This window comes from Nocardia sp. NBC_01009 (assembly GCF_045208035.1).
Lineage (GTDB): Bacteria > Actinomycetota > Actinomycetes > Mycobacteriales > Mycobacteriaceae > Nocardia.
Genome location: NZ_CP108695.1, coordinates 1,088,654 through 1,111,147 on the forward strand (window position 1 = coordinate 1,088,654; position 22,494 = coordinate 1,111,147).

General features: G+C 66.7%; 33 protein-coding genes and 2 tRNA genes. 5 read left to right on the forward strand and 30 right to left on the reverse strand.

From position 1 onward, the window contains the following. Positions 1–86: 86 nt before the first annotated feature. The 25 genes from OHA42_RS04980 to OHA42_RS05100 form a co-directional block, all read right to left on the reverse strand. The gene (locus OHA42_RS04980) at positions 87–302 is read right to left on the reverse strand and encodes a hypothetical protein (RefSeq protein ID WP_406234942.1); all 216 of its coding nucleotides are present in this window, start codon (positions 300–302) and stop codon (positions 87–89) included. Then, positions 299–1,876: a hypothetical protein gene (locus tag OHA42_RS04985; protein ID WP_406234943.1), complete on the reverse strand. Its 1,578-nt coding sequence runs from the start codon at positions 1,874–1,876 to the stop codon at positions 299–301. Before OHA42_RS04985 ends, OHA42_RS04980 begins: the two co-directional genes overlap by 4 nt. After that, positions 1,873–3,342 (reverse strand): phage portal protein, encoded by a 1,470-nt coding sequence (locus OHA42_RS04990; RefSeq protein ID WP_406234945.1) that lies wholly within the window; start codon positions 3,340–3,342, stop codon positions 1,873–1,875. The genes OHA42_RS04985 and OHA42_RS04990 overlap by 4 nt, the downstream gene beginning before the upstream one ends. After that, on the reverse strand, positions 3,339–5,090 hold the full coding sequence (locus tag OHA42_RS04995; protein ID WP_406234946.1) for a terminase: 1,752 nt from the start codon (positions 5,088–5,090) through the stop codon (positions 3,339–3,341). Before OHA42_RS04995 ends, OHA42_RS04990 begins: the two co-directional genes overlap by 4 nt. Continuing rightward, positions 5,068–5,469: a hypothetical protein gene (locus OHA42_RS05000; protein WP_406234948.1), complete on the reverse strand. Its 402-nt coding sequence runs from the start codon at positions 5,467–5,469 to the stop codon at positions 5,068–5,070. Before OHA42_RS05000 ends, OHA42_RS04995 begins: the two co-directional genes overlap by 23 nt. 59 nt (positions 5,470–5,528) lie before the next feature. Then, positions 5,529–5,858, reverse strand: coding sequence for an HNH endonuclease (locus OHA42_RS05005; protein ID WP_406234950.1), 330 nt, complete (start codon positions 5,856–5,858; stop codon positions 5,529–5,531). Positions 5,859–5,862: 4 nt separating this feature from the next. Further along, positions 5,863–6,027, reverse strand: a complete 165-nt coding sequence (locus OHA42_RS05010; RefSeq protein WP_406234951.1) for a hypothetical protein — start codon at positions 6,025–6,027, stop codon at positions 5,863–5,865. Positions 6,028–6,281: 254 nt separating this feature from the next. Next, positions 6,282–6,354: transfer RNA gene (locus OHA42_RS05015), tRNA-Met, on the reverse strand. Positions 6,355–6,453: 99 nt separating this feature from the next. Beyond that, on the reverse strand, positions 6,454–7,515 hold the full coding sequence (locus OHA42_RS05020) for a hypothetical protein (RefSeq protein ID WP_406234953.1): 1,062 nt from the start codon (positions 7,513–7,515) through the stop codon (positions 6,454–6,456). Further along, positions 7,512–7,871, reverse strand: a complete 360-nt coding sequence (locus OHA42_RS05025) for a hypothetical protein (protein ID WP_406234954.1) — start codon at positions 7,869–7,871, stop codon at positions 7,512–7,514. Before OHA42_RS05025 ends, OHA42_RS05020 begins: the two co-directional genes overlap by 4 nt. A 2-nt stretch (positions 7,872–7,873) precedes the next feature. Then, positions 7,874–8,251, reverse strand: coding sequence for a hypothetical protein (locus OHA42_RS05030; protein WP_406234955.1), 378 nt, complete (start codon positions 8,249–8,251; stop codon positions 7,874–7,876). Beyond that, on the reverse strand, positions 8,248–8,502 hold the full coding sequence (locus OHA42_RS05035) for a hypothetical protein (protein WP_406234956.1): 255 nt from the start codon (positions 8,500–8,502) through the stop codon (positions 8,248–8,250). Before OHA42_RS05035 ends, OHA42_RS05030 begins: the two co-directional genes overlap by 4 nt. Next, the gene (locus tag OHA42_RS05040) at positions 8,495–8,716 is read right to left on the reverse strand and encodes a hypothetical protein (protein ID WP_406234958.1); all 222 of its coding nucleotides are present in this window, start codon (positions 8,714–8,716) and stop codon (positions 8,495–8,497) included. Before OHA42_RS05040 ends, OHA42_RS05035 begins: the two co-directional genes overlap by 8 nt. 252 nt (positions 8,717–8,968) lie before the next feature. Then, on the reverse strand, positions 8,969–9,340 hold the full coding sequence (locus OHA42_RS05045; protein WP_406234960.1) for a helix-turn-helix domain-containing protein: 372 nt from the start codon (positions 9,338–9,340) through the stop codon (positions 8,969–8,971). Between the two features lie 89 nt (positions 9,341–9,429). Continuing rightward, the gene (locus OHA42_RS05050) at positions 9,430–9,696 is read right to left on the reverse strand and encodes a hypothetical protein (protein WP_406234962.1); all 267 of its coding nucleotides are present in this window, start codon (positions 9,694–9,696) and stop codon (positions 9,430–9,432) included. After that, positions 9,693–9,989 carry a hypothetical protein gene (locus OHA42_RS05055; protein ID WP_406234964.1) on the reverse strand — a complete coding sequence of 99 codons (297 nt, stop codon included), beginning with the start codon at positions 9,987–9,989 and terminating at the stop codon, positions 9,693–9,695. The genes OHA42_RS05050 and OHA42_RS05055 overlap by 4 nt, the downstream gene beginning before the upstream one ends. Positions 9,990–10,111: 122 nt before the next feature. Further along, the gene (locus OHA42_RS05060; protein ID WP_406234966.1) at positions 10,112–11,188 is read right to left on the reverse strand and encodes a hypothetical protein; all 1,077 of its coding nucleotides are present in this window, start codon (positions 11,186–11,188) and stop codon (positions 10,112–10,114) included. Next, positions 11,185–12,024 carry a PD-(D/E)XK nuclease-like domain-containing protein gene (locus OHA42_RS05065; RefSeq protein ID WP_406234968.1) on the reverse strand — a complete coding sequence of 280 codons (840 nt, stop codon included), beginning with the start codon at positions 12,022–12,024 and terminating at the stop codon, positions 11,185–11,187. Before OHA42_RS05065 ends, OHA42_RS05060 begins: the two co-directional genes overlap by 4 nt. Further along, positions 12,021–12,506, reverse strand: a complete 486-nt coding sequence (locus tag OHA42_RS05070) for a hypothetical protein (protein ID WP_406234970.1) — start codon at positions 12,504–12,506, stop codon at positions 12,021–12,023. The genes OHA42_RS05065 and OHA42_RS05070 overlap by 4 nt, the downstream gene beginning before the upstream one ends. After that, complete coding sequence (locus tag OHA42_RS05075; RefSeq protein ID WP_406234972.1) at positions 12,506–12,775, reverse strand: hypothetical protein; 270 nt, start codon at positions 12,773–12,775, stop codon at positions 12,506–12,508. Before OHA42_RS05075 ends, OHA42_RS05070 begins: the two co-directional genes overlap by 1 nt. Further along, positions 12,772–13,215, reverse strand: coding sequence for a hypothetical protein (locus OHA42_RS05080; protein WP_406234974.1), 444 nt, complete (start codon positions 13,213–13,215; stop codon positions 12,772–12,774). Before OHA42_RS05080 ends, OHA42_RS05075 begins: the two co-directional genes overlap by 4 nt. Positions 13,216–13,465: 250 nt before the next feature. Beyond that, positions 13,466–13,606, reverse strand: coding sequence for a hypothetical protein (locus tag OHA42_RS05085; protein ID WP_406234976.1), 141 nt, complete (start codon positions 13,604–13,606; stop codon positions 13,466–13,468). Next, positions 13,603–13,857 carry a hypothetical protein gene (locus OHA42_RS05090; RefSeq protein ID WP_406234978.1) on the reverse strand — a complete coding sequence of 85 codons (255 nt, stop codon included), beginning with the start codon at positions 13,855–13,857 and terminating at the stop codon, positions 13,603–13,605. Before OHA42_RS05090 ends, OHA42_RS05085 begins: the two co-directional genes overlap by 4 nt. Before the next feature lie 131 nt (positions 13,858–13,988). After that, complete coding sequence (locus tag OHA42_RS05095) at positions 13,989–14,291, reverse strand: hypothetical protein (RefSeq protein ID WP_406234980.1); 303 nt, start codon at positions 14,289–14,291, stop codon at positions 13,989–13,991. Then, positions 14,288–14,515 (reverse strand): hypothetical protein, encoded by a 228-nt coding sequence (locus tag OHA42_RS05100; RefSeq protein ID WP_406234982.1) that lies wholly within the window; start codon positions 14,513–14,515, stop codon positions 14,288–14,290. Before OHA42_RS05100 ends, OHA42_RS05095 begins: the two co-directional genes overlap by 4 nt. A gap of 152 nt (positions 14,516–14,667) precedes the next feature. Here OHA42_RS05100 and OHA42_RS05105 point away from each other — a divergent pair, with 152 nt between their 5' ends. Further along, entirely contained in the window at positions 14,668–14,979 is a 312-nt protein-coding gene (locus tag OHA42_RS05105) for a helix-turn-helix domain-containing protein (protein ID WP_406234983.1), read from the forward strand. Here OHA42_RS05105 and OHA42_RS05110 read toward each other — a convergent pair. Next, positions 14,947–15,111: a hypothetical protein gene (locus OHA42_RS05110; protein ID WP_406234985.1), complete on the reverse strand. Its 165-nt coding sequence runs from the start codon at positions 15,109–15,111 to the stop codon at positions 14,947–14,949. The genes OHA42_RS05105 and OHA42_RS05110 overlap by 33 nt on opposite strands. 216 nt (positions 15,112–15,327) lie before the next feature. On the opposite strand from OHA42_RS05110, the gene OHA42_RS05115 reads away from it, so the two are divergent. Then, the gene (locus tag OHA42_RS05115; RefSeq protein ID WP_406234986.1) at positions 15,328–16,203 is read left to right on the forward strand and encodes an SDR family oxidoreductase; all 876 of its coding nucleotides are present in this window, start codon (positions 15,328–15,330) and stop codon (positions 16,201–16,203) included. A 220-nt stretch (positions 16,204–16,423) separates the two neighbouring features. Then, positions 16,424–17,191: a helix-turn-helix domain-containing protein gene (locus OHA42_RS05120; RefSeq protein WP_406234988.1), complete on the forward strand. Its 768-nt coding sequence runs from the start codon at positions 16,424–16,426 to the stop codon at positions 17,189–17,191. Positions 17,192–17,212: 21 nt separating this feature from the next. Here the strand turns inward: OHA42_RS05120 and OHA42_RS05125 are convergent, their stop codons facing one another. The 3 genes from OHA42_RS05125 to OHA42_RS05135 form a co-directional block, all read right to left on the reverse strand. Further along, a complete protein-coding gene (locus OHA42_RS05125; RefSeq protein ID WP_406234990.1) occupies positions 17,213–18,025 on the reverse strand; it encodes a hypothetical protein in 813 nt (270 codons plus the stop codon). A gap of 43 nt (positions 18,026–18,068) precedes the next feature. Then, positions 18,069–19,505, reverse strand: coding sequence for a tyrosine-type recombinase/integrase (locus OHA42_RS05130; protein ID WP_406234992.1), 1,437 nt, complete (start codon positions 19,503–19,505; stop codon positions 18,069–18,071). Between the two features lie 115 nt (positions 19,506–19,620). Next, positions 19,621–19,693, reverse strand: a tRNA-Ala gene (locus OHA42_RS05135). Positions 19,694–20,174: 481 nt separating this feature from the next. Between OHA42_RS05135 and OHA42_RS05140 the strand changes: the two genes are divergently transcribed. After that, complete coding sequence (locus tag OHA42_RS05140; RefSeq protein WP_328407771.1) at positions 20,175–20,282, forward strand: DLW-39 family protein; 108 nt, start codon at positions 20,175–20,177, stop codon at positions 20,280–20,282. Positions 20,283–20,641: 359 nt separating this feature from the next. Here OHA42_RS05140 and OHA42_RS05145 read toward each other — a convergent pair whose 3' ends face one another. Continuing rightward, positions 20,642–21,352: a YoaK family protein gene (locus OHA42_RS05145; protein ID WP_406234994.1), complete on the reverse strand. Its 711-nt coding sequence runs from the start codon at positions 21,350–21,352 to the stop codon at positions 20,642–20,644. A 135-nt stretch (positions 21,353–21,487) separates the two neighbouring features. On the opposite strand from OHA42_RS05145, the gene OHA42_RS05150 reads away from it, so the two are divergent. Further along, positions 21,488–22,426: an acyl-CoA dehydrogenase family protein gene (locus OHA42_RS05150; RefSeq protein WP_406234996.1), complete on the forward strand. Its 939-nt coding sequence runs from the start codon at positions 21,488–21,490 to the stop codon at positions 22,424–22,426. Positions 22,427–22,494 lie beyond the last annotated feature (68 nt).

A 22,494-nucleotide genomic window follows, 5' to 3' on the forward strand; every position in this document is an offset into this window, starting at 1 on the left:
TCCTCCGTCGCGGAGAACTCCGACCGGCCTCGCGCCGGTCGGGACGAATGCCGCCCGATTACCGCCAGGCGTGGGCGTGCGTCCCGCTAGGTGCGGGAAGATTCGGCGGCGTCGCGGCCCGCTTGCCATCCGGCGAGCCACAGCCGCGCCAGGTGGGCGGCCTTGCTGTCGAGATCAGCGGCGCGAGCCGGGTTCGGGTGCCCGTCGTGGGGGCCACCCGGCATATGCGGGTTCGGCACGGAAGGCTCGCCGCGGTCGTAGGCGTCGCGTCCGGCGGCGTAGGCATCGCGGTAATCGCTCACTGCAAGTAATCCCGTCCACGCGATTGGATGCGCGCCAGCTCGACGGGGTCGAGCATCTGCGCTTTCAACTCCGCAGCCGTCACGCGGCCGTTCTCATCCCACCATCCGCGCAGTTCTTCGCTGGCGTATTTGCGGGCACGGTCCTCGGGCATCGACCACAAGTCCCGCGGGTCGACCCCTGCACGTTCGCCCGCCTTCGACAGCATGTAGCCGTTCGTCGAACCCTCGGCGTCCAGCCAGGCACGATGCGCCTCGTCGCGGTGCCACGCCCGAACTTGCTGGTCGACACTCTTGCCGTCGTAACCCCATCCGGCGAGGGTTGAGCGCGCGTTGCGGCGGCGCTGCTCGGGCACGGATACGCCGTATGCCTGTTCGATCGCGGTCTCGTCGTCGACGCCGTCGTTCATCAGGCGCTCGTACTCGTCGTCGTGCGCTTTCGCTTTCGCGTCACGCGCGGCGGCGCGCCGGTCCCGCTCCACTTGCGCCCGCGTATCGCGTCGGGTCAGCTCCGCCTCAAGTGCGTCGAACTCGTCGTCGACTTCTCCGGCCTCGATCTTCGCCGTAAACCGGGCCATCAGATCATCTGTGGATTGACCGGCGAACGGCGCTGCCTTGCGTGCCTTCTTCGTCGACGACGAGACTTCGGCGGCGGTCGCCGCTGCATCGGTCGCGGCGGGTGTGGGTGCCTCCAGCTCCGGCGCCGCGGTTGCTGTCAGGACGGGCGGGGCGGGCACCGGTACGTCGTCGATCGTCGATGCGGCGCGGGACTCTTTCAGCGTTGCGCGCATGTGGGCGAGCACGGCTTGTGTGTCGATGGCGCCGTACTTGCCGACCCTCGGCGTCTCGCGGGTCGCCTTGATATAGGCGGCTTCCCACTCCTCGACATACGACGGCGGGGTGTAGACCTGGCCCGGCCGAACCTCTTTGGCCTGGCAATGGCAATAGTCGTGATACTTCTCGCCGAGCTTCTGCGTGCCGCGAGTCCTACGCCCGTCCGCGGCGAACTGGTGGTTGCTGCGTCGGGTTCCGCCCGCGGCCCGAATGCGCCGGTCCCCGAGCGTCATTTCCGTGCCGCGCCCGACCACGGTGAGCGCGGCCTCTTTCGAGGTGTACACATCGTGGCGGGTGGCGAGCATGGCGCAGAACGCACACGCGCCAGGTCGCGCCACGCGCGCCCACGTCGACCCCGGCTCGCCCGCGGAATTGCCGATGATGGTGTCGCGGTTGGCGTTCCAAATCTGGCGTTGCGCAATCCCGGACAGACGCCCGAGCGCGGCCTCACCGGTCGCGCCGAGCGCCCACTCTGCCGAGGTCGACAACCCGCCCGCCTCCGGCAGAAACGATGTCGGCTGATAGGTCACGTCCGGCGGCGCCGACTCGGCGTACCACTCCGCGCCCATCTCGGCCGCGGCCACCGAGTACGGTTCGACCAATTCCGGGAACGCTTCGATCAGCATTTGTGCGAACTCGGCGTCGGATGCGGTCGCGACTTGCTGCCACAGCGCCGCAATATCTTGCGCGGCAAGCCTGCTCAGCTCGTCGAGCAACTGTTGCCGCTCGGCTACCGTGGTCACGGCTGAGCCTGCCCGGTGTCGATGGCTTCCGTTCCGACCGGCGGCGCCGGGGTCGGTTGCTGTGCGGCGGTGAGCCTCTGCGTCAACGCCGTTACCGACGATCGCCGCTTGTCGGCCATGGCGCGCGCGATAGTGGTCTCATCCCATCCGAGTTGCTCGAGCGCGACCTGCGACTCGGCCAGCCACGGGAACGCGGTCACGAGCTTCTGTACGGCGTCGGTGGCGGCCGACCGCGACGGGGTCGCCGGGTCGCGCCAGTTCACGCGCAGCCGGTTCCATTCCGGCGGGGCCTCGGTCAGCTTGTCGCGCAGCATCAACCCGGTACGGACGGCGTTGGTCCAGCCCATGCCGAACACGTCACCGGCGTACTCGGCCTCGGTGATCAGTTCCTCTTTCGCGGCGTAGATCGCTTCGGCCGAGGATGGGTTGTCCTGCACCACGCCGAGCGCGCCGACCGGCAAGTTCGTCGCTCCGCTGAATCGTGTTGCGATACTGCGCATGTGCTCGATGTGCGGTTGCATCGTCATCTGCGGGAACTGCCCGACGGTCGGCACGTTGCCGTCCTCGTCGCGCCCGATCGCCAGCATGTGGCCAAGGATCGCTTCCCACCCGGTACGCACGCGCCCCTTGGCGTCGACGAACGCATCGGGGTCGGCGCCGAGCATGTATCGCTGCGGTGAGCTGTAGAACTCGGCCGAAACCTCGGTACGCAGAACGGTGCGCACCGCTTCGTCGGTGATCGACATGACCGCGCGGGTGATCCGCGAGGACCCGAACGACCGGTCGAGCCGCGGCCGGAACACCAGCAGCTCGACCGGGACTCGACCGAGAGTGTGCGGGCGGGTGTCGACGGTCCATTTGCCCTGGCTGTTTCGGGTCATGATCAGCACGCGGTCGGGCAGGTACATCACGAGTTCGGTGATGCGATGGTCGTGCGGGAACGACTCGTCGTAGGCGACGATCGACAGTGCTGAGGACAGCCGCCGCCGCCGCGGATCCCATATCCCGGTGCCCGACAACGCCGATCGCGCCGTCATCAGCACCTCGGGCTCACCGGATGCCACATCGCCGAGCGTCGTTGCGATGAACGCGCACGAGTGGATGAGTGCCGAGGTCTGTGCCTGCGGCGCCTCGATGTCCATGCGGTTCGCGGCCCACATGTCGTTGATGCCAAGGCTTTCCGCGTCACCGCCGGGGATCACGAAACCGTCGTGCCGGATACGTCGAGCGAGCGCGTCGACCGCCTTCTCGGGCCATCCGACGACGGTTTCGACGCCCTTGAGCTGCGGCGGGATCGAGATCCCGAAGTCCTTGAGCACGTTCTTGTGGTCGTAATAGCGGGCACGCAATTCGTTGCGCGGCCACTTCGCCCGGAATTGCCTGATCAGGCAATCGAGGGTGTTCTGATCCTGGGGGCTCAGGTCGGGAATCTGCGGAAGGTCGGCGAGCGCAACGGCGTCGGTCACATGATCACCACCTTTCCGCTACCGCCCGAGTGGCGGACCTTGCCGGAGTTCAGCACCAGGCGGCGCCCGAGCTGGGCTCCGACCATGCACACCGCGAGGTCGACTTTCTTCTTGGAATCGCGCGACTGTTTGCCCAAGCTCGTGCCCCACTGGTTCGGGCGCTTCTTGGCGTTGTGGGTGTGGCTGCGCAGCGTCGCGTCGCCGTCGTGGGTTATCGCGGCGTCCTCGTCGATGGCCTTCGCGACCAGCTCGGCTTGCTCGGTGAACTCTCTGTTGCGTTCGGCGCCGCCGCGCTGAGACAGCCGCATATCGAACTTCACGGCGTGCCCCTTCGCGCCAGGAGTCGCCCACAGCACCAGCTTTCGGCCGAAATCGCGGTGCCATGCATCGATATGCGGCATCCAATACGACGATTCGTTCTCGTCCTCACGCGCCGGGCTCGGGTCGACACCGAACCACACCACCCGATACCGGTCGAACGCCTGCCGGACGATCGCATCGACTTCGTGCCGCGGCGCGAGCCATCCCTTACCGCGCTCACCGTGCGGACGCTGCCAAACACCGAGGGTCATCACATGCCCGTCGGACAATCGGACCGCCACAAGCCCAGTCGCATCGTCCGACTTCGAGCAGTCGAGGAACATCGCGATGCGTTCGCCGTCAGCGACGACGATGTCGAGCCGGGCCAACGCGTCGAACTTGCGCGGGTCGACCCAAGCATCCTCGGCCGCGGCCAATCCGTTGAGGTAGTAGCGGATTGCGTCGGCCTCGCTGGTGCGGGTGTCGGTCTGGATCTCGTCGGCCAGCCGCTCGAGGTCGGCCCACGGCGCATCCTGGTACGCCTGTTCGAGAGCCCGCATGAGCTGGTCGTAGTCGGCGAGGTCGGTTGCCGGGTCGGCCTCGATGCTGTCGTACAGGATGTCGACCTTGCGCACGCGACCCGAAACTTGGTGCTGCCACGCCTCGCACGAGCGTTCGGCGACCGAGTCCATGCCCTCGCGATGCGCGTTGGTGAACTCGCATACGCGGGCCTGTAGCGCGGCAGGCGATTTCGCGACGTTGCGTCGCGCGACCTGGGCGACGTTGTGGCCGCCGCTGCTCTCGGTCATATGGTGCGACTCGTTCAACGCGATGAACGTCGCCGGGTCGCCCTCGCTCGACTTCTCCGACGCGGTCAGGACTTCTAGCCGCCCGCCGTCGCGCAGGATGGTTCGAGTCTCGCCGCAATCGATGCCGTAGTAGTCGCGGGCCTCGCTGTTGAACAACGCGTTTGCGATGCGCAGCATGTCTTTCGACTGCGCTTCGGAGTTCGACGCGATCTGTACCAGCGGCAACATGTGTCGCTGGCCGGTCCATCGGCCCGTCTCGGCATCCCGCACGAGTTGGGACCGTCCGACGAGTTCGATATCGCACATCGCGGCGCCGAACGGATCCTTGCCGGTACCTTTCGCGCCGCGCTTCACTCCGGACCGGTACCGCCACCGGCCACGCTCGTCGTAGGCGTACCAGAGGATCAGGAACCGCTTTTGTCCGTCGGTGAACCGCCAGCGCTCGCCGGTCAGGTAGTCGGTCAAGCCTGGTTCGTCAGTGCGCCACTCGGCCCAGTCGATCAGCGACGGACCCAGCGACGACGCGATCAACGCCGCTTTCTCATCCGGGTCGGTGGGCCACGGGATCGTGAGCCACGCGCCGGTGACCGGATCCAGCCGATAGCCGGGCGGCAGTTCAGAGATTGCGGTAGTCGGCAATGCTGGTCACCTGTGCGTCCCGTTCGCTGCGCGGCGCCTCGGTGATCTCCCACTGCAAGCGGCGCATCGACATCGGCGACAGGCCGAGCCGGTCCTCGAGCTGGCGAGCCTCGGCCAGGATCGACGCCGGCGCTTTCGGGCTATCGCAGCGGGCGAGCACCTGCGCGTACCGGGCAACTACCCGCGTCCAGCCGAGCGACTCCCAGGCGACAGCTTGGGGAGTCGACCACAGCGATTCCCAGATCTCCCGCTGCGCCGCGGTCGACCGGCCGGTCGGCCACTTCGGTGGCGGGCCGCTGCGTCCTTCGGCGGGCAGCGACCGCCAATCGGGGCGGGCATTCGTGCGACGAGCATTGCGCTTAGGCGCCGGTCCAGGCATACGAGTCACCTCCTACCGCTGGGCCCCGCGGCCCTCAAACCCGTAGTCGGCCCTGGTCGCTATGCCAACCGCCCGGGCTGGGGCCAGGGGGGAGGGGGTACCGCCCCGGTCTGCCTGAGCCCCGGATGCGGCTTGATCGGTCGGCGTCGGCTGCGTCGAGCTCGGCCCGCCGCTGCCTCGGCCGCGGTCTTGGTCTGGTGGCAATCTGTGCACAGCACCCACAGATTCGCGTCGTCGTCGGTCCCGCGCGCTGAGACCGGCTTGATGTGGTCGACCTCGTAACCGGCCTTGCCGCACTTCTGGCATGTCCAGTCGTCGCGGCGCCGGATCCGCTCGGCCTGCGGCTGCGGCACTCCGCGATATCGCCCAGGCTCGCGGGACCAGGCCATCAGCTCAGCGAATGCCGGCGATACGAGCGATGAACTGTGCCACGCGCAGCAGCACAGCGTCGAGCCAATCGGGCATGTGACGGCGGCGGCCGAGACGGACGCCGCAGTGGCCGGACGGCCCGGCAGTGATGTGCCAGACCGAGCCGTCGCGGCCGGTGATCTTCACCATGACAACGCCAGCATCGGCGCAGTGAACTCGGCGGGCTGTTCGAGTGTGCGGATCGGGTGATGCCGCCAGCACGCGAACAGCAGGACGAGCCCGTCGAACGGGGTCATCAGAAGATGGACCGGATGACGGCGGTGAGCACGTCACCCCAATCGACAGCACCGACGGCGGCGGATCCGGCGGCGGACAGGGTGGGCAGGATGGTGGACAGCATCGGCTGACTCCTTCATCGGGGGTGAGGTGATCGGATCCGATCGTGGCGGCGGCCGGATTCGAACCGGCGACCTTCGGGCTTATGAGGCCGACGAGCTACCGCTGCTCTACGCCGCGTCGCGCCCCTGCTCAGGGCATGAAAAAACCGCTACCGGATCGACTCAGGGGTCGGGTCGTCAGTAGCGGTTTGGAGGTGCCACCGAGGATAGCACCAGCTCAGGGCGTTTTCGATCTTGCACGGCCGGTCGGCGCGGCGGCGAGGTGCTCGGCGACCTCGCGGCGCGCCAGCTCGAGGGCGTCGCCTACGCGGTAAACAGGCACCGCGCCGTCCTCGTGCCGGTCGGTGATGCGCACACTGGCCCGGGTGCGGATGAGCCACGCGCGACGCGCGAGCCGGCCCTCGGTGGCCCACCGGTAACCGGTGCGGCGCGCGATCGGCGAGCCGACGGCCGCGCAAGCGTGCAGCAGCTCGGGCATCGTGCACAGCATCTCTCGAGCCGCCTCGGTCGCGGCGGCCTCGATTCGGGCGACCTCATGCTGTACGTGGCACCGCGGGCACCGTGCCCACGTGGCATCGGGTTCGGCCCACAGGTTTGCCGCGCACGGGTCGCCGTCGTCGAGCACTACGGGGCACCGGCCGAGGTACCGCTGATCGGCGGGGCGGTCGATCGCGCGGCGTAGTCCGCCGGTGGCGTTCACGATGTCGTGGTACGCCTGCTCGGCCGCCTCGAGCAGGCGTAGCTCATGCGGATGGCTCGCAAGCCAGACGGCGAGGCGCTCGTCTTCCTGTACCGGCGTGATGAGGTGGGCTGCCGTGCGTCGCGCGACATGAGAATCGCGGACGCGCTCGCCGTCGCGTAGGCGGCGCTCGTGCACGATGGCCGGGGCCTCGGCCGAGCCGCCGGTGTGCCGGGCGTTGGCGGCCAGGACGGCGAGCGAGCGCGACTCGATCGGCACCTCGGCGCCGAGGTGGTCGGCGAGCACACGCGCCCACCCGTGCAGCGCGGTCGACAGTGCGACGGCGTCGCGTTCGCCGAGCAGGCGCACACCTCGGCCGCGGTACTCGCTGCTCGTGTCCTTGATCGGTAGCGGCGCCTCGGCCGAGCGTCCGCCGGCGCGTCCCTCGGCGATGCGGGCCTGCCCGGTGCGCGCGGTTTCGAGGTCCGCGAGCAGGCTCGGCACGGCGAGCAGGGCCTCGACGAGTGTCCGGCCGCAGACCTCGCACATCGGTAGTCCGTCGCCGACGAGGCGCGTGCAGATCCCGCACGGCGTGCTCATCGGCGCCTCGACAGGCGTAGCGCCGGGTCGTCGGCGACGAGCTCGAGCGTGCGGAGTCGTTGACGGCGGAGCCACTCGGGAGTTTCGAGCGGGTTCGGCGGCAGCGACCAGAGCGCCCCGGCCTGCCCCGCGAGGTAGCACCACAGCCGATCGCGCACAGTGAGCCGGTAGACCGGGTGACCGGGGTTGAGCGCGGCGAACGCTGCTGCGCCCCAGGTGAGCCGGTCGCCGTGAGTCGGCTCGGGCGCCACGCTCACCCGGCCCGGGCTCGCCCACGGGTCGAGCGTCGGTTCGTCGACCAGCGGCATGAACGGGTTTGTCCATGCTGGGAGCACCCACAAGTCGGCATCGGTCACGGTCACGCCTCCTCGGGCCGGTTGCCGGACAAGATCGCGACGAGGTCGCGAACGGTCATGAGCACGAACTGCGAGCCGGGGTCGGTGATGCCGCGTCGCTTCGCGATGACGAGCCCGGCGAGCGCGTCGTCGTTGCCGCGCTCGACCTCTGCTTCCTTGAGCCACGGCCCAGCTTCGATGCGGCCGCCGTAGTCCTTGCACTCGAGCACGATTCGGCCGCCGCCTGGTGCGCGAACGCCCGCGATGTCGCCGCGGTCCTTCGCTCCGTTGCGCGCTCGGCGCTCGATTCGGTCGTCGTCGAGCTGCTCGGCGAGGTAGGCAGCAGTCGCCGACTCGTGTCGTGTGCCAGCGGCTTTCGCGCTTGCCCTTGAGCGGGTCACAGCTCGGCCTCGCCGACGCTGCCGATCAGCACGAACGCGCGGCCGGTGAGCCGTCGTGCTGTCATCTTGGTAACGCGGTTCGGTGTGGTGACCTCGCCCTCGTATTCCTGCCGGATCACCGTGCACGCGATTTCAAGCTCGTCGATGCTGTCGACGCGCAACGTTCGCACGTTGGTCGGGCGTGCATCGCGGTAGAGCTGGCCAGGACGCACGGTGCCGGTGTTGGTGACGTACTCGGCGAGTTCAGGCATTGCGGTTGTCCCTTTCGATGGCGGCGCGGGCGAGTGCGGATGGCTCGCGTTCGGCGAAGTCGTTGATGGTTGATCGGTTGATGAGGTGGTCACGGCAGACCAGGCACGGAATCAGGCGGCCCTGGCGGTCGTAGCCGAGCCATCCGTCGCGGCAGTCCGGGCTATGCCACGGTGCGGAATCGTCGACGGGCTCGACGGTGCGATCGAGTGGCATGGATTCACCCCCGCCTGTGGATGCGGTGGTGAGTTGCGTTCACAAGCCAGCCACGCGGGTTGTTCTTGGTAGTGGTTGGTATGGGTTGGTGGGGGATCATGGGTGATCCGTAGAACGGGCTCAGATGATCCCTAGAACGTGTCCAGATGATCCCTAGAACTGTTTTCGCCCTGCGGTTCTCGGGATCACGGGTGATCTGTAGAACCGGGTTATCCACACCTGTGCATTGAGTTGTCCACAGGTTTCTAGAGATCACTCGTGATCCGCAGAACTGGGGGTGTCGGACGGGTCGAGCATCGGCAAATCGAGGATGTCCGAGGGCATCGTGAGCCGGTACTCGTCGGCCAGACCCGAGCGTCGGCCGCGCCGATGTACCTCGACTAGCCCGAGCTTTCGCAGCACCGCGAGATTCCGTTTCACGGTCGGTACGGATACGCACATCACGGCCGCCAACCGGTCGACGCCCGGCCAGATTCGCGACCCGTCCGCCTCGGCGTACGTCGCCATCGTGAGCCCGAGGAACTTCGCCGTCGACGGCATCTCGACCCGTCGCACAATCCGTTCCCACTCGAACCGATCGACCGGCACCAACTCGCGCACCGAGGCGCCCGTGATCGAATCCACTACGTACCCACCACCTTTCATGCTCGCTCACTGCCGCCCGTCCTCGGTCGGTGGGTGACCGGTGCTCATTGGCCGCCTGGTCATGGTCGTCACGCTTCGGGCTCCGGTCCTGTCAGGTTCAACATGGGTGCCGCTTCCTCCTGCGCCGTACGGCAGTCGGCGCACAGCCGGTCGCGCGGTACCTCGGCGTCGGGCGTGAACGGCCGCCGACACTCGCGGCAGTCCATGAGCTGGACCGGGCCGTGCTTGCCGACTCGATATCTGTTCGGGATGGGACGCCGAGGCTTGGGCCGCCCCGGCGTTACCCCGTAGCGGTTGCTGCCGGGCCAGGGCCCGACCACTACGTCGTCGCTCACGTGTCCCCGTTCGGGTCGGGGTTGACGATGTCGCCGATATGGGCGCGGACGTAGGTCTCGGCGGCCTTGGCGTCGTCCCAGTTGACGAGTCCCGTGCTGCCCGAGCGAACGGCACCTATCGCCGCAATGACGTTGGCGAGGCACTGCTGCTCGACCACCTCGCCGAGGCGGGCCGCGACCGCGAGCAGCGCGTGAGCGGTGGCCTCACTGGCGAGCGCGGCGTGTCGAAGTTCGTCCTTGGCCTGGGGGATGTAGCCGAGCGCCTTGAGCGCGGCGATACGGTGGTCGGGCATCGGTCAGTCCTCTCCGCAGTAGCATTCGCCGTGGCCGCCGCAACCGCTGCACACGTCGTTCATCAGGGCGTAGGTCGGTTCGGCGCAGTAGCACTCGCCCTCAGGGCAGCCGCGGCGGCAGCTCATCGGTCACCGCCTTCGGTGTCGGCGGGGGCCTGGTCCTCGGTCGCGGGGTCGCGCTCGAGGTAGTCGAGCAGCCGGATTGCCTCGGCGCGGGTGATGTCGTTCGCCGAGCCGATCTCACGCCCGAGGAATGTGCCGATGGCGAGCAGCTTGTCGGCGTCGGACTCGACGCCGTCCTCGGTGAGCAGCCGTGCGATTTTCTTCTGCTGGATACGCGTTGACGGCGGCTCGCCGGGCGCCTCGGGCCCGCTGGCCTGCGCGGTGTCCGGTTTCTCGCCCGAATCCGAGGGCACTTCCTCGGCGTCGACAGGGACCTCGCTCGATTCCGAGGGGGCGGCCGACCACTCGACGACCGTCGCCGATGGCTGCTCGTCGGTCGGGGGCTGCTCGTCAGCCGGGGGCTCGCCGAGCACGTCGGCGGCCGAGACTCGCTCGGATTGCACGCGCACCGGGTCGGGCGCGGGCTCGCTCTCTGCGTCCTCGGCGGTGTGCGAGATACCCAGCAGCACATCGGGGGCGAGGCGGCGGCACACGGTCGCCGCAGCCTTCGCCCACAGCATTTCTTCGGGCTGCGTCAGGTACTTCTCGTTGCCGATGAGCTTGTCCCACTTGTTCCGTGCGAACTCGCCGGTCTTCGGGTCGATCTGCGGGACGTATCCAGCCTCGATAGCGCGCTCTATCGTCCAAGTGCTCGTTTCCGGATCGTCGCCGGGCCACCAACCTGAGACTGTGACCTTGGCCGGTCCGGACTCGACGGTCTTGAACTTGTAGCCCTTCGCCCTGAGCAAGGCGACCATGGTCTTGGCGTACAAGGTCGGTCCGCTCGGTCCCGAAAACACGTTGCTGAGCGCCTGCAGCGGATTCAGGCCCAACTCGGCACCGTGCAGGATCGCGACTGCGGCGTCGGCGGGCTTGCCCTGGTATGCCTTCGGTACCAGCGAGGTGCGGCACAGCTTGCCGGCGAATTCGTACGCCACCTCGATGGCCTGCGCGTACCGCATCAGGTTGTCGATCGGGTCGGGGGTCGCCGACAGTGCGGGCGCGCTGTCGCGGATGACGTCGAGTTCGGTCGTCATGATCTGGCGTACTCCTGTTTCTTGTATTCCCATGCAGGGAGGTCGATTTGGTGGATGCCGCGCCCGTGGCCCGGCCATGTGTTCGTGTCGCGGCACCGCGCGTACAGGTCGATCGCGTCGCGGGCGATAGAGCGGCCGAGGTCGACCGCTCGGGCTGACAGCTCGCACACCGTGACCAAGTGCGGCGGGCGCTTGGAGACGACGACCCACAGCCACGCCGACAGCGGCAGCTCGGCCAGCTCGAAAACGTCCTCGTACCAGGGTTGTTGGACGTGATAGCCCCACCGGGCCGCCTCCACGCCGAACTCGCCCGGGTCGGCCGACTCGGCGGTCTTGAGGTCGACGCCGACGCGGCGGCCTCGGCCTACCTCGCGCAGCCAGTCGGTACGGGCGCGCAGCATGACGCCGGTCTTCGGATCGGGCGCATACCCGCTGAGTTCCGGTGCGCCACTGGCGAACAGCGGCCCGGCGTCGGGGTCGTTGCGCACGTTCGCTGCCATCGTGCGCACCATTTCCGCTTGCGGCGGCAGCAGTGGCACCTCGCCGCGTGCCCTGATCGTCTTGCGGCGAACCTGGTCTGCGGGTTTCTTCCAGTTCGGCGCATCAACGACGACGTACGGCGCGCCGACGCCGAGCACCTCGGTATGCACGGCGGTGCCGAGCTCCTGCGACTCGGTCGGCACGCGCGCCGCCGGGTGGTCCTGCTCCCACTTCCACTCGGCCGGAGTGATTTCGAGCAGGCGGCGGCCCTGGCTCGACGAAATCGAGTTCGGGTCGCCGTGGTAAACGGCCTCGGGGACGCCGGAGTACACGCCGCGCTCGGTCGGGGCGGTCATGCCGCATCCGAGTCCGGCACAGGGATCGCCATGATGCGCGCCACGACATCGGCATTCGCGTGGCCGTTGGTCCGCACCGCGAACAGGACACCGAGCGAGATGGTTGCCGCGTCCGCGATCTCGCGCAGCCGCATTCCAGCGGCGCGCAGCACCGCGATGTGGTCCTGAGCGTCGCCGGTCTCGACCACATCGGCGTGCCGCTGGTCGTAGCAGTTCGCGCACCGGCCGTCTCGTTTGCGCTTGACGGTGCCGAGACGGCCGGTGCTGGAGAACCGGCGCTTGCATCCTGAGCACGCGCCGTTGCCGGTCGCGCTGTCGATCAAACCGAGCATCGCGAGTAGGCGTGATGCGTCGGCCCGCTGCTCGTCCTTGTCCTCGGTCGCCTCGATTGCCCTGCGGCACACTGTGCGCCGCGCTGCGGCAAGCTGCTCCTCGTCGATGTCGTGTACGTCAAAGTCGACGTTGATCTCGTCGCCGGGCATCAGAGCGACACCCCGTTCTGGCGGTCGACGGTGAGGTCGTGCCCGTCGTCGGGATCAGAGTCGGCGCCAGGCCGCAACGGGGCATCGTCGTATTCGTCGGTGGCACGGTCGATCTCGCGAGAGTCGACCTCTCCGGACCAGCCGCACCGTGCGCACCCGGTGCCGCGACAGAACGGGCAGTCACGCGAAGGCCCGACCGACCGACCGATGCCGAGGGCTTCGCCCACACCGATCACGCCGAGCACTGCCAGGTACATCAGCCAGATCACTGCTCACCCACCACGGTCAGCAGTCGGTCGCCGGTGGTGCGTGCCTCGACCTGGACGCCGGGTGCGTACGCGGCGAGCATGGTCGCCTCGGCGCGGGCCGTGTCAACGGCGACGACGAGGTAACCGAAATAGGGGACGATGGCGCGAGCCTGCTCGGCCCACTCGTGATGGCCCATGAAGTCCATCTCTTGCGCCAGCGTGGCCAGCGCGGCGGCCGGTGCCAGATTCACTGGCGGCGTGCCAGGTTCGGCTGTCGGGTCGTAGGCCACAGCCTCGAGGTCTTCGGGTGCGCAGATACGCCAGTCCGAATCGGGATCTGCGGCGGTGCAGACCAGGCGGGGGCGGTCCAAGCTGCCTGCGTACTTCGCGACCTTCAGGTCTTCGCCGGTGGTGCGCAGGCGTACCCGCTCACCGATGCGGAACTTATAGATTGATGTCATCGGATACGATCCGTTCGTTTGGGACGTACCGCCGAGCTAGACCCTCGGCGGTACGTCGATTACTGAGTTGGTGCGACACCCGGAGCGGGGTCAGATCCGCCTGCGCCGGGCGTCGAGGTCCCCGGGTCGGTGCCGGGGGACGATTCGGGGCGGTGATGCGACCGTGGTCGCCCGCCCATTAGCAGCGCGCCGACGACGAAGCCGCTGACGAACCAGCTGCCGAACGCGACGATCAGATACAGCCAGGCGTTCACAGCGGCGCCATCATCCACACCATGAGCGCGAACCAGCCGACACCGAACGCCAGCACGAGCACTACACGGCCGATATCAGTGAGCAGGCCGGCTGTGTGGCGGTCCGCGTGTGGAATGTGGAGCACGGGCGAGTTCATGCCGCACCTGCGTTGCGGGCGAGAACGTTCTGTCGTGCCTCGCGGTGGATTCTCGACAGGTTCTCTTGCGTGATCTGGCGGCCGAGTATCGACGCGGTTGTGACGATGCCGCGCGCTGCACGCCGCCGCTCTCCGGCGCCGATGATCTCCTCCGCCGCACGCGCGGAAGTGAAGCCCAATGCGCGCATGATCATGTCTGCCTCGACGACCGACACAGGCGCGCCGTCCTTGTATGTGCATGGGATTGGCATTTGGTTCTCCCTGGTTGAAGGTGGTGCGCACTCCGGAAAGCTCAGGTGTGAGGGGGTCACCCGGCGGTCCCTCTCCGGGGTGCGCGAACCTCGGCGCAGCGTCGGCGTCGTGCACCACCGCGCCGAGGGGCTCAGTGGGTGCGGCGCTGCTCGAGGCGGCGGCGACTAGTGGGAGTGAGGCCCGAATGATCGAGCTGGGTAGAGGTCTCGGTGGCGGCGTTCGTCTCGGCGGCGACCTCGGGACCGCGCGCCATCCATGCGACGAGTCCGGCGATATCGCTCTCGGTCATGCGCCACTCGCGGCCCGCGCGCCGTCCTCGGAATGCGTTGGCGTTGAGCTTGCGACGGATCCAGTCGGCTGAGGGTGCGCCCGACTTCTGTGCGGCATATGCGAGGTCGAATGTCTCGGTCTCTGCCTCTGCGGGGGTGGTCATGAGACCCGTCCGGCGGCGTCGTCGCAGAGTTCGCCGAGGCTAACGCCGAGCAAGCGGGCGATGCGCTGTAGCTCGGCGATCTTGAAAGACGAGCGGCCGGACATGCGCCGCTGCCAGTTGCTATGTGGGATGCGAGCCCCCCGTTTCACAGCCGCCTGCGTGGTACGCGCGGTATGAATCGCATCCCGAACCGCTTCCGCGGTTGCCAGGTTGATGGGGTCCATGAGGCCGAAGATAGTCCTAAAACAGTCCAAGTTCAACCATAAACAGTCCAACTCGGTCCGTTTTTAGTCCACTTGTGGCAACTATTCGAACAAATGGCCGAAGACAATTAGGGGGTTGCTATGGTCCCAAAACAGTCCTAATACTGGACTGTATGGACACATCTGCCGCCGATCCGACTCCCGGGGTCGACGACGAGGACGCCGTCGACGAGTCGGCCGACGACGCTCTCGAGCATGAGTACGACATCGCGCTCGGCGACGTGATACGCACCGAGCGAGTGATACGAAAGTTGAGCCGCCTAGCTCTCGCCAGTCAGGTGGGGATGAACGCGAAGACCCTTCAGCGCATCGAGGGCGCCGAAAAACCGGCGACGATGAAACAGCTCTACAGGATCGCCCGAGCGTTCGGAGTCACCCCGGGTGCCCTGACGTCAGCCGCGGATCAGAAAGTCGGCATCGAGTAACTCGGCCGGATCGAGTCCGCGTCTACGGATCTCGGCAACCACCCGCGAGACCGGGGTCGAGTCTCGATCGCCCGCGATTTCGTCCACAATCCGCACCAACCCTGACCCCGTCGTGCGGTCGTTCTCACTCATGGGCAATCTCCGCTCTACGCCGCGCGGTTGCCCCGACCGCCTCCGCCGTGCTTGGTTCTCTTGATTCTGGTACTGGTATCCAACATTCGGGCTCGGTTTGATCGCTGTCAACAATTCGCGCTCTCACAATCTTTGAGACTCGACAGCCCCCCGGCGGCCATCGGTGAGAGCTAGTCTGCGACAAGCACGTTGACACCCGAGCCTGATGGGGACACTGTGAGCATTCAGAAGCCCGGCCCGGGTTTAGGGGCGCTTGATGGCAAAACGGTGGTCATCACTGGCGCGAGTCGCGGCATCGGCCGAGCGATCGCGATCCGGCTTGGGGCCGAGGGCGCCAACGTCACGATGATCGCCCGAACCGCCGAACCGCACCCCAAGTTGCCCGGCACAATCCACACGGCGGCAGCGGAAGCGGAAGCAGCTGGCGGCCATGTGATGCCGATCGTTGCTGACGTCCGTGACGATCGCGCCATCGCCGATGCGGTCGAGGCGACCGTGAGCCGCTGGGGCGGTATCGACATGGTGGTGAACAACGCCGCAGTGATCCAGACGCAGTCTGCTGAGCACATCACCATGCAGCAATTCGACTACATGCAGGACATCAATTGCCGGGGAACCGTTTTGCTGTCGACTCTGTGCCTCCCCGCGCTGCGCGAGTCGGCGACGGCGGGACGCAACCCGCACATACTGAACCTGTCGCCGCCGCTGAACCTGGCGTCAAAAGACATCGGGCGGTTCTCCGCATACGCGATCAGCAAATACAGCACCAGTGTGTACACCATCGGCCTCGCTCAAGAGGTCGCGCCGTACGGCATTGCCGTCAACTCGCTGTGGCCGAGCACCACCATCAACACTGCGGCGGTGCGGAATCAGAGCGCGCTCGGGGGTGCAGAGGGCGTCGCCACCTCACGCGACCCGTTCGTCATGGCAGACGCGGCACTTCTCGTCCTCACGCGGCCCGCCGCCTCTTACACCGGAAATCTGGCCTTGGACGAAGAGGTTCTGGTGGCTGACGGAGTCACCGACCTCGATCAATACCGGGCAGTCCCTGGCACTCTGCCGCTCACCCCCGACCTGTTCGTCGATCTGTAGCGGACTACCAGCAGGAAAGGGGTGCTGCCACTGCATAATTCGGTTCCATTTGGCATCAAGATCGTAACGGTCTACTACTGGTCGATTTTCCTGGACTAGGGTGATCCGCCTACCACCGCAACTCGGAAGCAACGCCGCCAGCGCCAGTGGGCTTGGGTCGACAACGGGGATTGGCTCGTGTCTCACCAGACTGACGGAGAGTCGTCAGGAGGCACTGCCCGTGGATAAGGACACCCCATCCCTATTCGCCAGGATGTTTCGAAACGAACGCGAGGCAAGCGGGTTGACGCGCAAAGACGCCGCCGAGAAGCTCAACATGTCGAAGCAGCTGATATATCTGTTGGAGCGTAAGGCCCATCCGCCGTCCCCAGAGACACTCCAAACCTTCTTCCGCGCGTTCAAGGTCCCCCGATGGCGGCAGGCCAAATTCCTTGCTGTAGCTCACCCCCAGTACCTGAACCAGATGGACTGGGAACTATCGCCGATCCCGACGAGGACCGACCAGCTCGGCTTGGATCGCATGTCGGACCCGGCCTGCTTCCACGACCCGGGTTTCGATCTCTATGCCGCGAACCAACGTTTCCTGGATGTGTTCCCCGGCATCCCGTCTCCCACGCCTACAGGTGACGTTCGACCGAACCTGCTCGTGTGGGTTGTCACCGACCCTCGGGCCAAGGAAGTCATCCAAAACTGGCGCCAGCGTGCGGGAGTCATGGTCGATGCGTTCTTGACCGTCGCTCCCGATCGGGTACCCCAGTCACGCATCGATGAAATCATCGCGGCCTGCCGGGCCGCACCAGGGTCCGAGTTCGACGAGATGTCCAAGGTCAAATCCAGCGACGCCGATATCTTCGATCAGACGATTATTCTGATGAACCCCGACACCGGTGAGTGGGAAAGACGCACCATCACAGCAAAGACATTCAAGTACCCGCCGAAGGCTTGGGATGAGCTGGTCTTGCGATTGCAAGCATCCGAGCTCGACTGAAACCTGCGGCGTTCCTGAGATCTACGCCGCTCGGCTCGTCCGTCCGGTGCGCCGTCGATGCCTCGGCGATGTAGTGGGCACTCGTGACAGGTGCCGTGCGCGCTGCTCGGTCAGTGCGGTGACAAGTTGCCGGTGATCCTCATGCACCGTGGCGAGTTCGGCGCCCAGCTCGCGCACCTCGTTCAGCGCCTTGTCGGCGACGGCCGAGAGTCGCTTGCGCTCGGCGTGCACACCAGCGAGTTCGGCGTCGGCGACCGCGGTCACGCTCGCTATCTGCCGATCGCAGTCCGCGCGCATCCGCGTCACGGCGTCGGCGGCCTTGTCGCGGGCCTCTATCGCCTCGTATGCAGCCTCGATGGCGATCTCTTGCAGCTTGAGCGCCTCATCTCGCTCCGCTCGCGCCTCGTCACGTTCTCGCCGGGCGAGGGCGGCCTCGTGCTCGGCAGCGGCCTGCGCGGCGAGTGCCTGCGCGACTCGGGCATCGGCGTCGCGCCGCACCGATTCCAACTCGAGCGCAATGAGTTCCGGGTCGGTCACGTCGGCGGCGAACTGCTCGGCGTCGGCGAGTTCGGCGAGTAGCTGCGCCTTGAGATCCGCGGCGCGGTCGAGCGTGGCGACGAGCGCCGACATCGCCGAGGACACCGGCCGGTCGGACACGTCGCTCTGCACGCGCGCCGCGAGACGCCGATCGGCTCGCAGCCGGTTCACGGCGTTGTGTTTCGGGTCGTCGCAGTAAGTACGCGGACGGCCAGGGCCGGACCGCTGGGCAACGGTCCGGCCGCACGCACGATCGGTATTGATGGGGAACGGGCACAGTGTTTCGGTGGCAGCCATGGGATTTCGTTTCATGTCGGAGTGCCGATGTAATGAAATGAATTCACGCGGCGGCGAGCAACGGCTCGCCTGCCTCGTTGCGGGCGACGTGCTCGACCGCCTGGTCGTACTCGGCGAAGACTGCCGAGGACACGATGCCGCGGGCGTCCATCCAGATCGCCTCGTATCCGCCGGCCACCTCGCAGATCTCGCCGAGTAACCCGTTACGCACGTCGCGTCGGCGGCGCGCGCGTTCCATGTCGACGACTTGGTGCCGCAGTTGCGGGAGCCTGCCCGCGACGGTGCGCGCCGAGGCCGCGCTCGCCTCGGCGGAGATGTGGCCGTATCGCTTGTCGGTGGTGGTAATCGACTCGTGCCCGGCATCACGTGACACCACCCAAATCGGCTCGCCGTCCTGGAGGCGCCACGAAATCCCCGTATGCCGAAGGGTGTACGGGGTGAGCCGCTTTTCGAGCATGACCTCGATCAGGTGCCCGTACTTGGCGAGCAGCACCTCGGGGGCTTCGCCCTCCCAATGCGCGCGCTTGGAGAACGGGCTGAAATCGCCCTCGGCGAGCGCCCGCAACCGCTTCAATGCCGGTAGGAACGCCTTCTTGTACAAGTACGTGACGGTGATCGGACCACCGGTAGAGGTGCAGAACAGCCGGGCATTGCGCGCCCGGTCGAGATCCAACCGCGCGACGGTCTCGAGCGGAACGTACGAAGTCCGCACGCCACGCGCTGATTTGGGCTTACCGAGCTTGAGCTTGCCGTTGGCGTACTTGTACGCCTTGGTGATTCGGACGGCACCGGTTGCCCGGTCGATATCGCGCACGTCGAGCGCGGCCTGCTCGCTGGGCCGTGCCATGGACATGATCGCGAACTCACACTGCGGCCGCCAGCGCGGCGCAAGCAGCTGCTCGAAAAACTCGTACTCGTCGGGGGTAAAGAAATCGAGCTCGGCACCGTACACGCGAGGCAGCCGGGTCTCGGTGCACGGATTGAACGGGATTAACGGCGTCGGCCGCTGCCGGGCCGCTGCCGCCATGGCCGCGCTGAGAAAACCGTGCTTGTTGCTGATCGTCTTCGGGCTGTTGCCGCGCTCCTGCTCGAGCCACACCACCCACGCCGCGTCAGTGTCTTGGGTCAGCAGATCGATCGGCAGGCTGTCGGTGAAGAAGGGCTCGATATCCAGGTCGATGAATCGCCCGTAGCGGCGGCGGGTTTCCTCCTCGATGCCGGTGAGGCGGGCGACGTAGGTGCGGAGGTAGTCGACGAGCAGCACGAGCGGCTCGTCGGCCGCGGCGAGTTGTGCTGCGAGGATGCGCTCGGCCTCGATCGGGCCGACGCGATCGAGCAGCCGCGCCCAGCGAATGGCTGCCTGGTGGTCGTCGAAACTCCGTGAGGTTTGGAGGGTGCGGCCGTCACGGTCGACGCGATAGCGGACCTGGCTGTAGGCGGTGCCGTCTTTGCGAGTGCGGATGCGGGGGGTTGTGGACATGTTCGCGCCTTATGGGTCGCGACGCCGAATCCCCTCAGATTCTGGTTTGTGGACCGGAGTGTGGACGCAGGTGGGGCAAGATCGTAAATCTTGCCTCTGACCTGCGTCTTTACCGTGGAGCCTAGGGGAATCGAACCCCTAACCCCTGCCTTGCAAAGGCAGTGCTCTGCCAATTGAGCTAAGGCCCCTTCACCGCTCATTGCGGCACGCACTCCATGAATGCGCCCTCGAAACGTTACCTGCCAACTGTTCGCAGCGTCAAAACAGCCAGCCGCCGGACGGCGGGTTTGTCGAGTGATATACCTGACACGCTCAGTATATGTGCAGGTCGGGATGATTTCGGTGGCTTGGTGTATTCGTCTGTGCCGCGGTCGCCGGCGCGGGCGTTGAGCGTTGCGGTGGCGCGCCCGAATGGATGGCGGCCGCCCGGCCGTTTACCGATCTTCGCAGGCACCAAGGGAGTCGGCATCAACAGCGCCATCGTCACCCAGAGCGCACCTCTCGACGGCAGCTGCGGCCCCCTGCCTGTGTTTCTCGATCAGCACGGTGCCGAGGGATCACCGGGGTTGGTCATTCGCACCAGCTGACCAGTCGCGGTCACGCCGGTCCGGCCGTCCCCGGCGCAACGTCTCCTGGGCCCACCCTGAACACCGCAGTACGCTGGGAGCCATGAAACTTCTTCTGACGGTCGGTGTTGTGGTCGCGGTTCTCATCGGAATCACCAAGCTGCGGAAGCGGGACGATGCAGACCTGTGGAAAGAGGTGACCACTCGCTGATCGCGGGTAACCGATCACCGAGCCCTCAGCTCGATCGGCAAAACGGCCAGAGTCAGGGTTCGGACACCAGACTCGACAACCAAAGGCGAGCGCTCTAGCAGAGCGCTCGCCTTTTGGCGTGTCGTTGTCGGCGTTTCTCATCGCGCCGTTGTTGGTGTCACTCATCGTGTCGTTGTTGGGAGCATGCATCGTTGCTATGTGGGACGTTGCCTAACCGATCCAGTGGAGACTTCTATCGCCGCCATTTGATAGATGAGCCGAATCCGTTTGTGCCGCTTTCTTTCCCGCATGTGGTGACCAGTTGTTTGTGCGGTGTTGTGTGCGCCGGCCGCCGTGGGCGCCGCCTTTGTTTCGGGCCGTCACGTTTCCTTCGGCGGTCCGTGGCGGTCCAGGTGCAGGTAGGTGTAGCAGGTGACGATGAGGCAGACGAAGGTGGCGGTGATCAGCATCGCCCAGCCTGCGACAACGAGGCTGAACAGACCGCCGAGCAGTCCGCCCAGGGCGAAGGCCAGGTAGAGCAGGAAGTAGTCGAGCCAGTCGGCGTAGGTGCCGCCGCTGATGTGGCGTTCGATGCCCTGTCCCATTTTGACGAGCGTGCCGGTGACGTAGCTCAGCGGAATCGATACTTCGTCGTTCTTGACGAACGAGGTGTTGAGCGCGCCGACACCGAAGGCTACGAACAGGATCGGGACGAGGTCGATCTTGTCGGTATCCAGCGCCTGGTAGATCCATATATCGGCGATCGAGGCCGTGGCGAGGCTCGCGGTGGTGAGCAGGGTCGGGCCGTGCGGATGACCGGACCAATAGCGCCTGCGGCACCAGGAGGAGACCACCACGCCGGACAGGAAAGACACCAGTAGCAGGGCCGCCGCGACCGCCATGTCGGGCTCGTGGTGGAAGTAGCCGAGAACCGCGCGCTCGGTGTTGCCTGTCATGAAGGTGACGAAGTAGCCGGCGGTGTGCATGAATGCCGCCGCTCCGATCAGTCCGGCCAGCCCGGCGAGCACCCACGACAGTCTGGCTTTGGCATCGTAGAGCGCTCTTCTACGGTCTTCGTCCAGTTCGGGCACAGGTCGAGCTCCTTTCGAAGCGGTCGGGCCACTCAGTGATACCTGCTGATCCTGTGAATAGTCCGGTGCACCGCCGGGCGATTTGCTGAGATGTGGCCCTGCCGAGAGCGTTCGACCCGGGGGTACCGTGCAGGCGTGGATTCAGTGCTCGACTACCTGCTGACCGAAGCCGTCGATCCGGCGCCCATCGACACCATCGCGGATGCGTGGTCCAGGCATCGAGCGGTCGCACCTCGGTTCGCCACGCCAGTGGATGTGGCGATCGCGGGCGGGTTCGGCGCCGACCGTCTTGGTTTCGCGTTCCTGTCGGGTTATCAGGAGGCGTTGCGGACACTGATCGCCGACCTGCCCGCCGACGAACTGGTCGCGGTGTCGGCGACCGAGTCGGGTGGCGCGCATCCATCGGCGATCCGTACGGCGCTCGTAGAGACCGACGGCCGCTGGTCGGTGCATGGCACCAAGACGTTCACGACGCTCGGCATCATGGCGCAGCGGCTGGTGGTGATCGGCAGTTCGGGTGAATCGCCGGACGGCCGCAACCGCCTGCACGCGGTGCTGGTGGATGCGGACGAGCCCGGTGTGCGGGTGACGAACCTGCCCGCCGTCCCGTTCGCCCCCGAGATTCCGCACGCCACAGTGACATTCACCGACGCCGCGGCGCGGATGCTGCCGGGGGACGGCTACCTGGACTACCTCAAACCGTTCCGGACCATCGAGGACATTCATGTGCTTGCCGCAGCGCTCGGCTGGCTGATCCGGGTCGCCCGCGAGTCCAGATGGCCGCAGCCGGTGGTGCAGCGGCTGCTTGCCGCGGTAGCTGCCGTGCGCGGTCTCGATATCGACCGGCCCAGTTCGCCCGGCGTCCACGTCGCACTCGGCGGCACGTTCGAACTTCTCGACCGGCTGTTGGCGGAACTGGAACCGCTGTGGGAGAGCGCGGCCCCGGTCGTCATGGCGCGCTGGGAGCGCGATCGCCCGCTGCTTGCGACGGCCGGAAGGGTACGGGCGCAACGGTTGACGGCTGCCTGGCGTTCGCTGGCCGCCGAGGCGGAACACCACAGCTCAGCGAGCTGACCTGGCCCAGAAATGGGGAGCGGGCCTCGGCGAAGGGGGGGAGTTAGCCGAGGCCCGCGTAAGGTCGG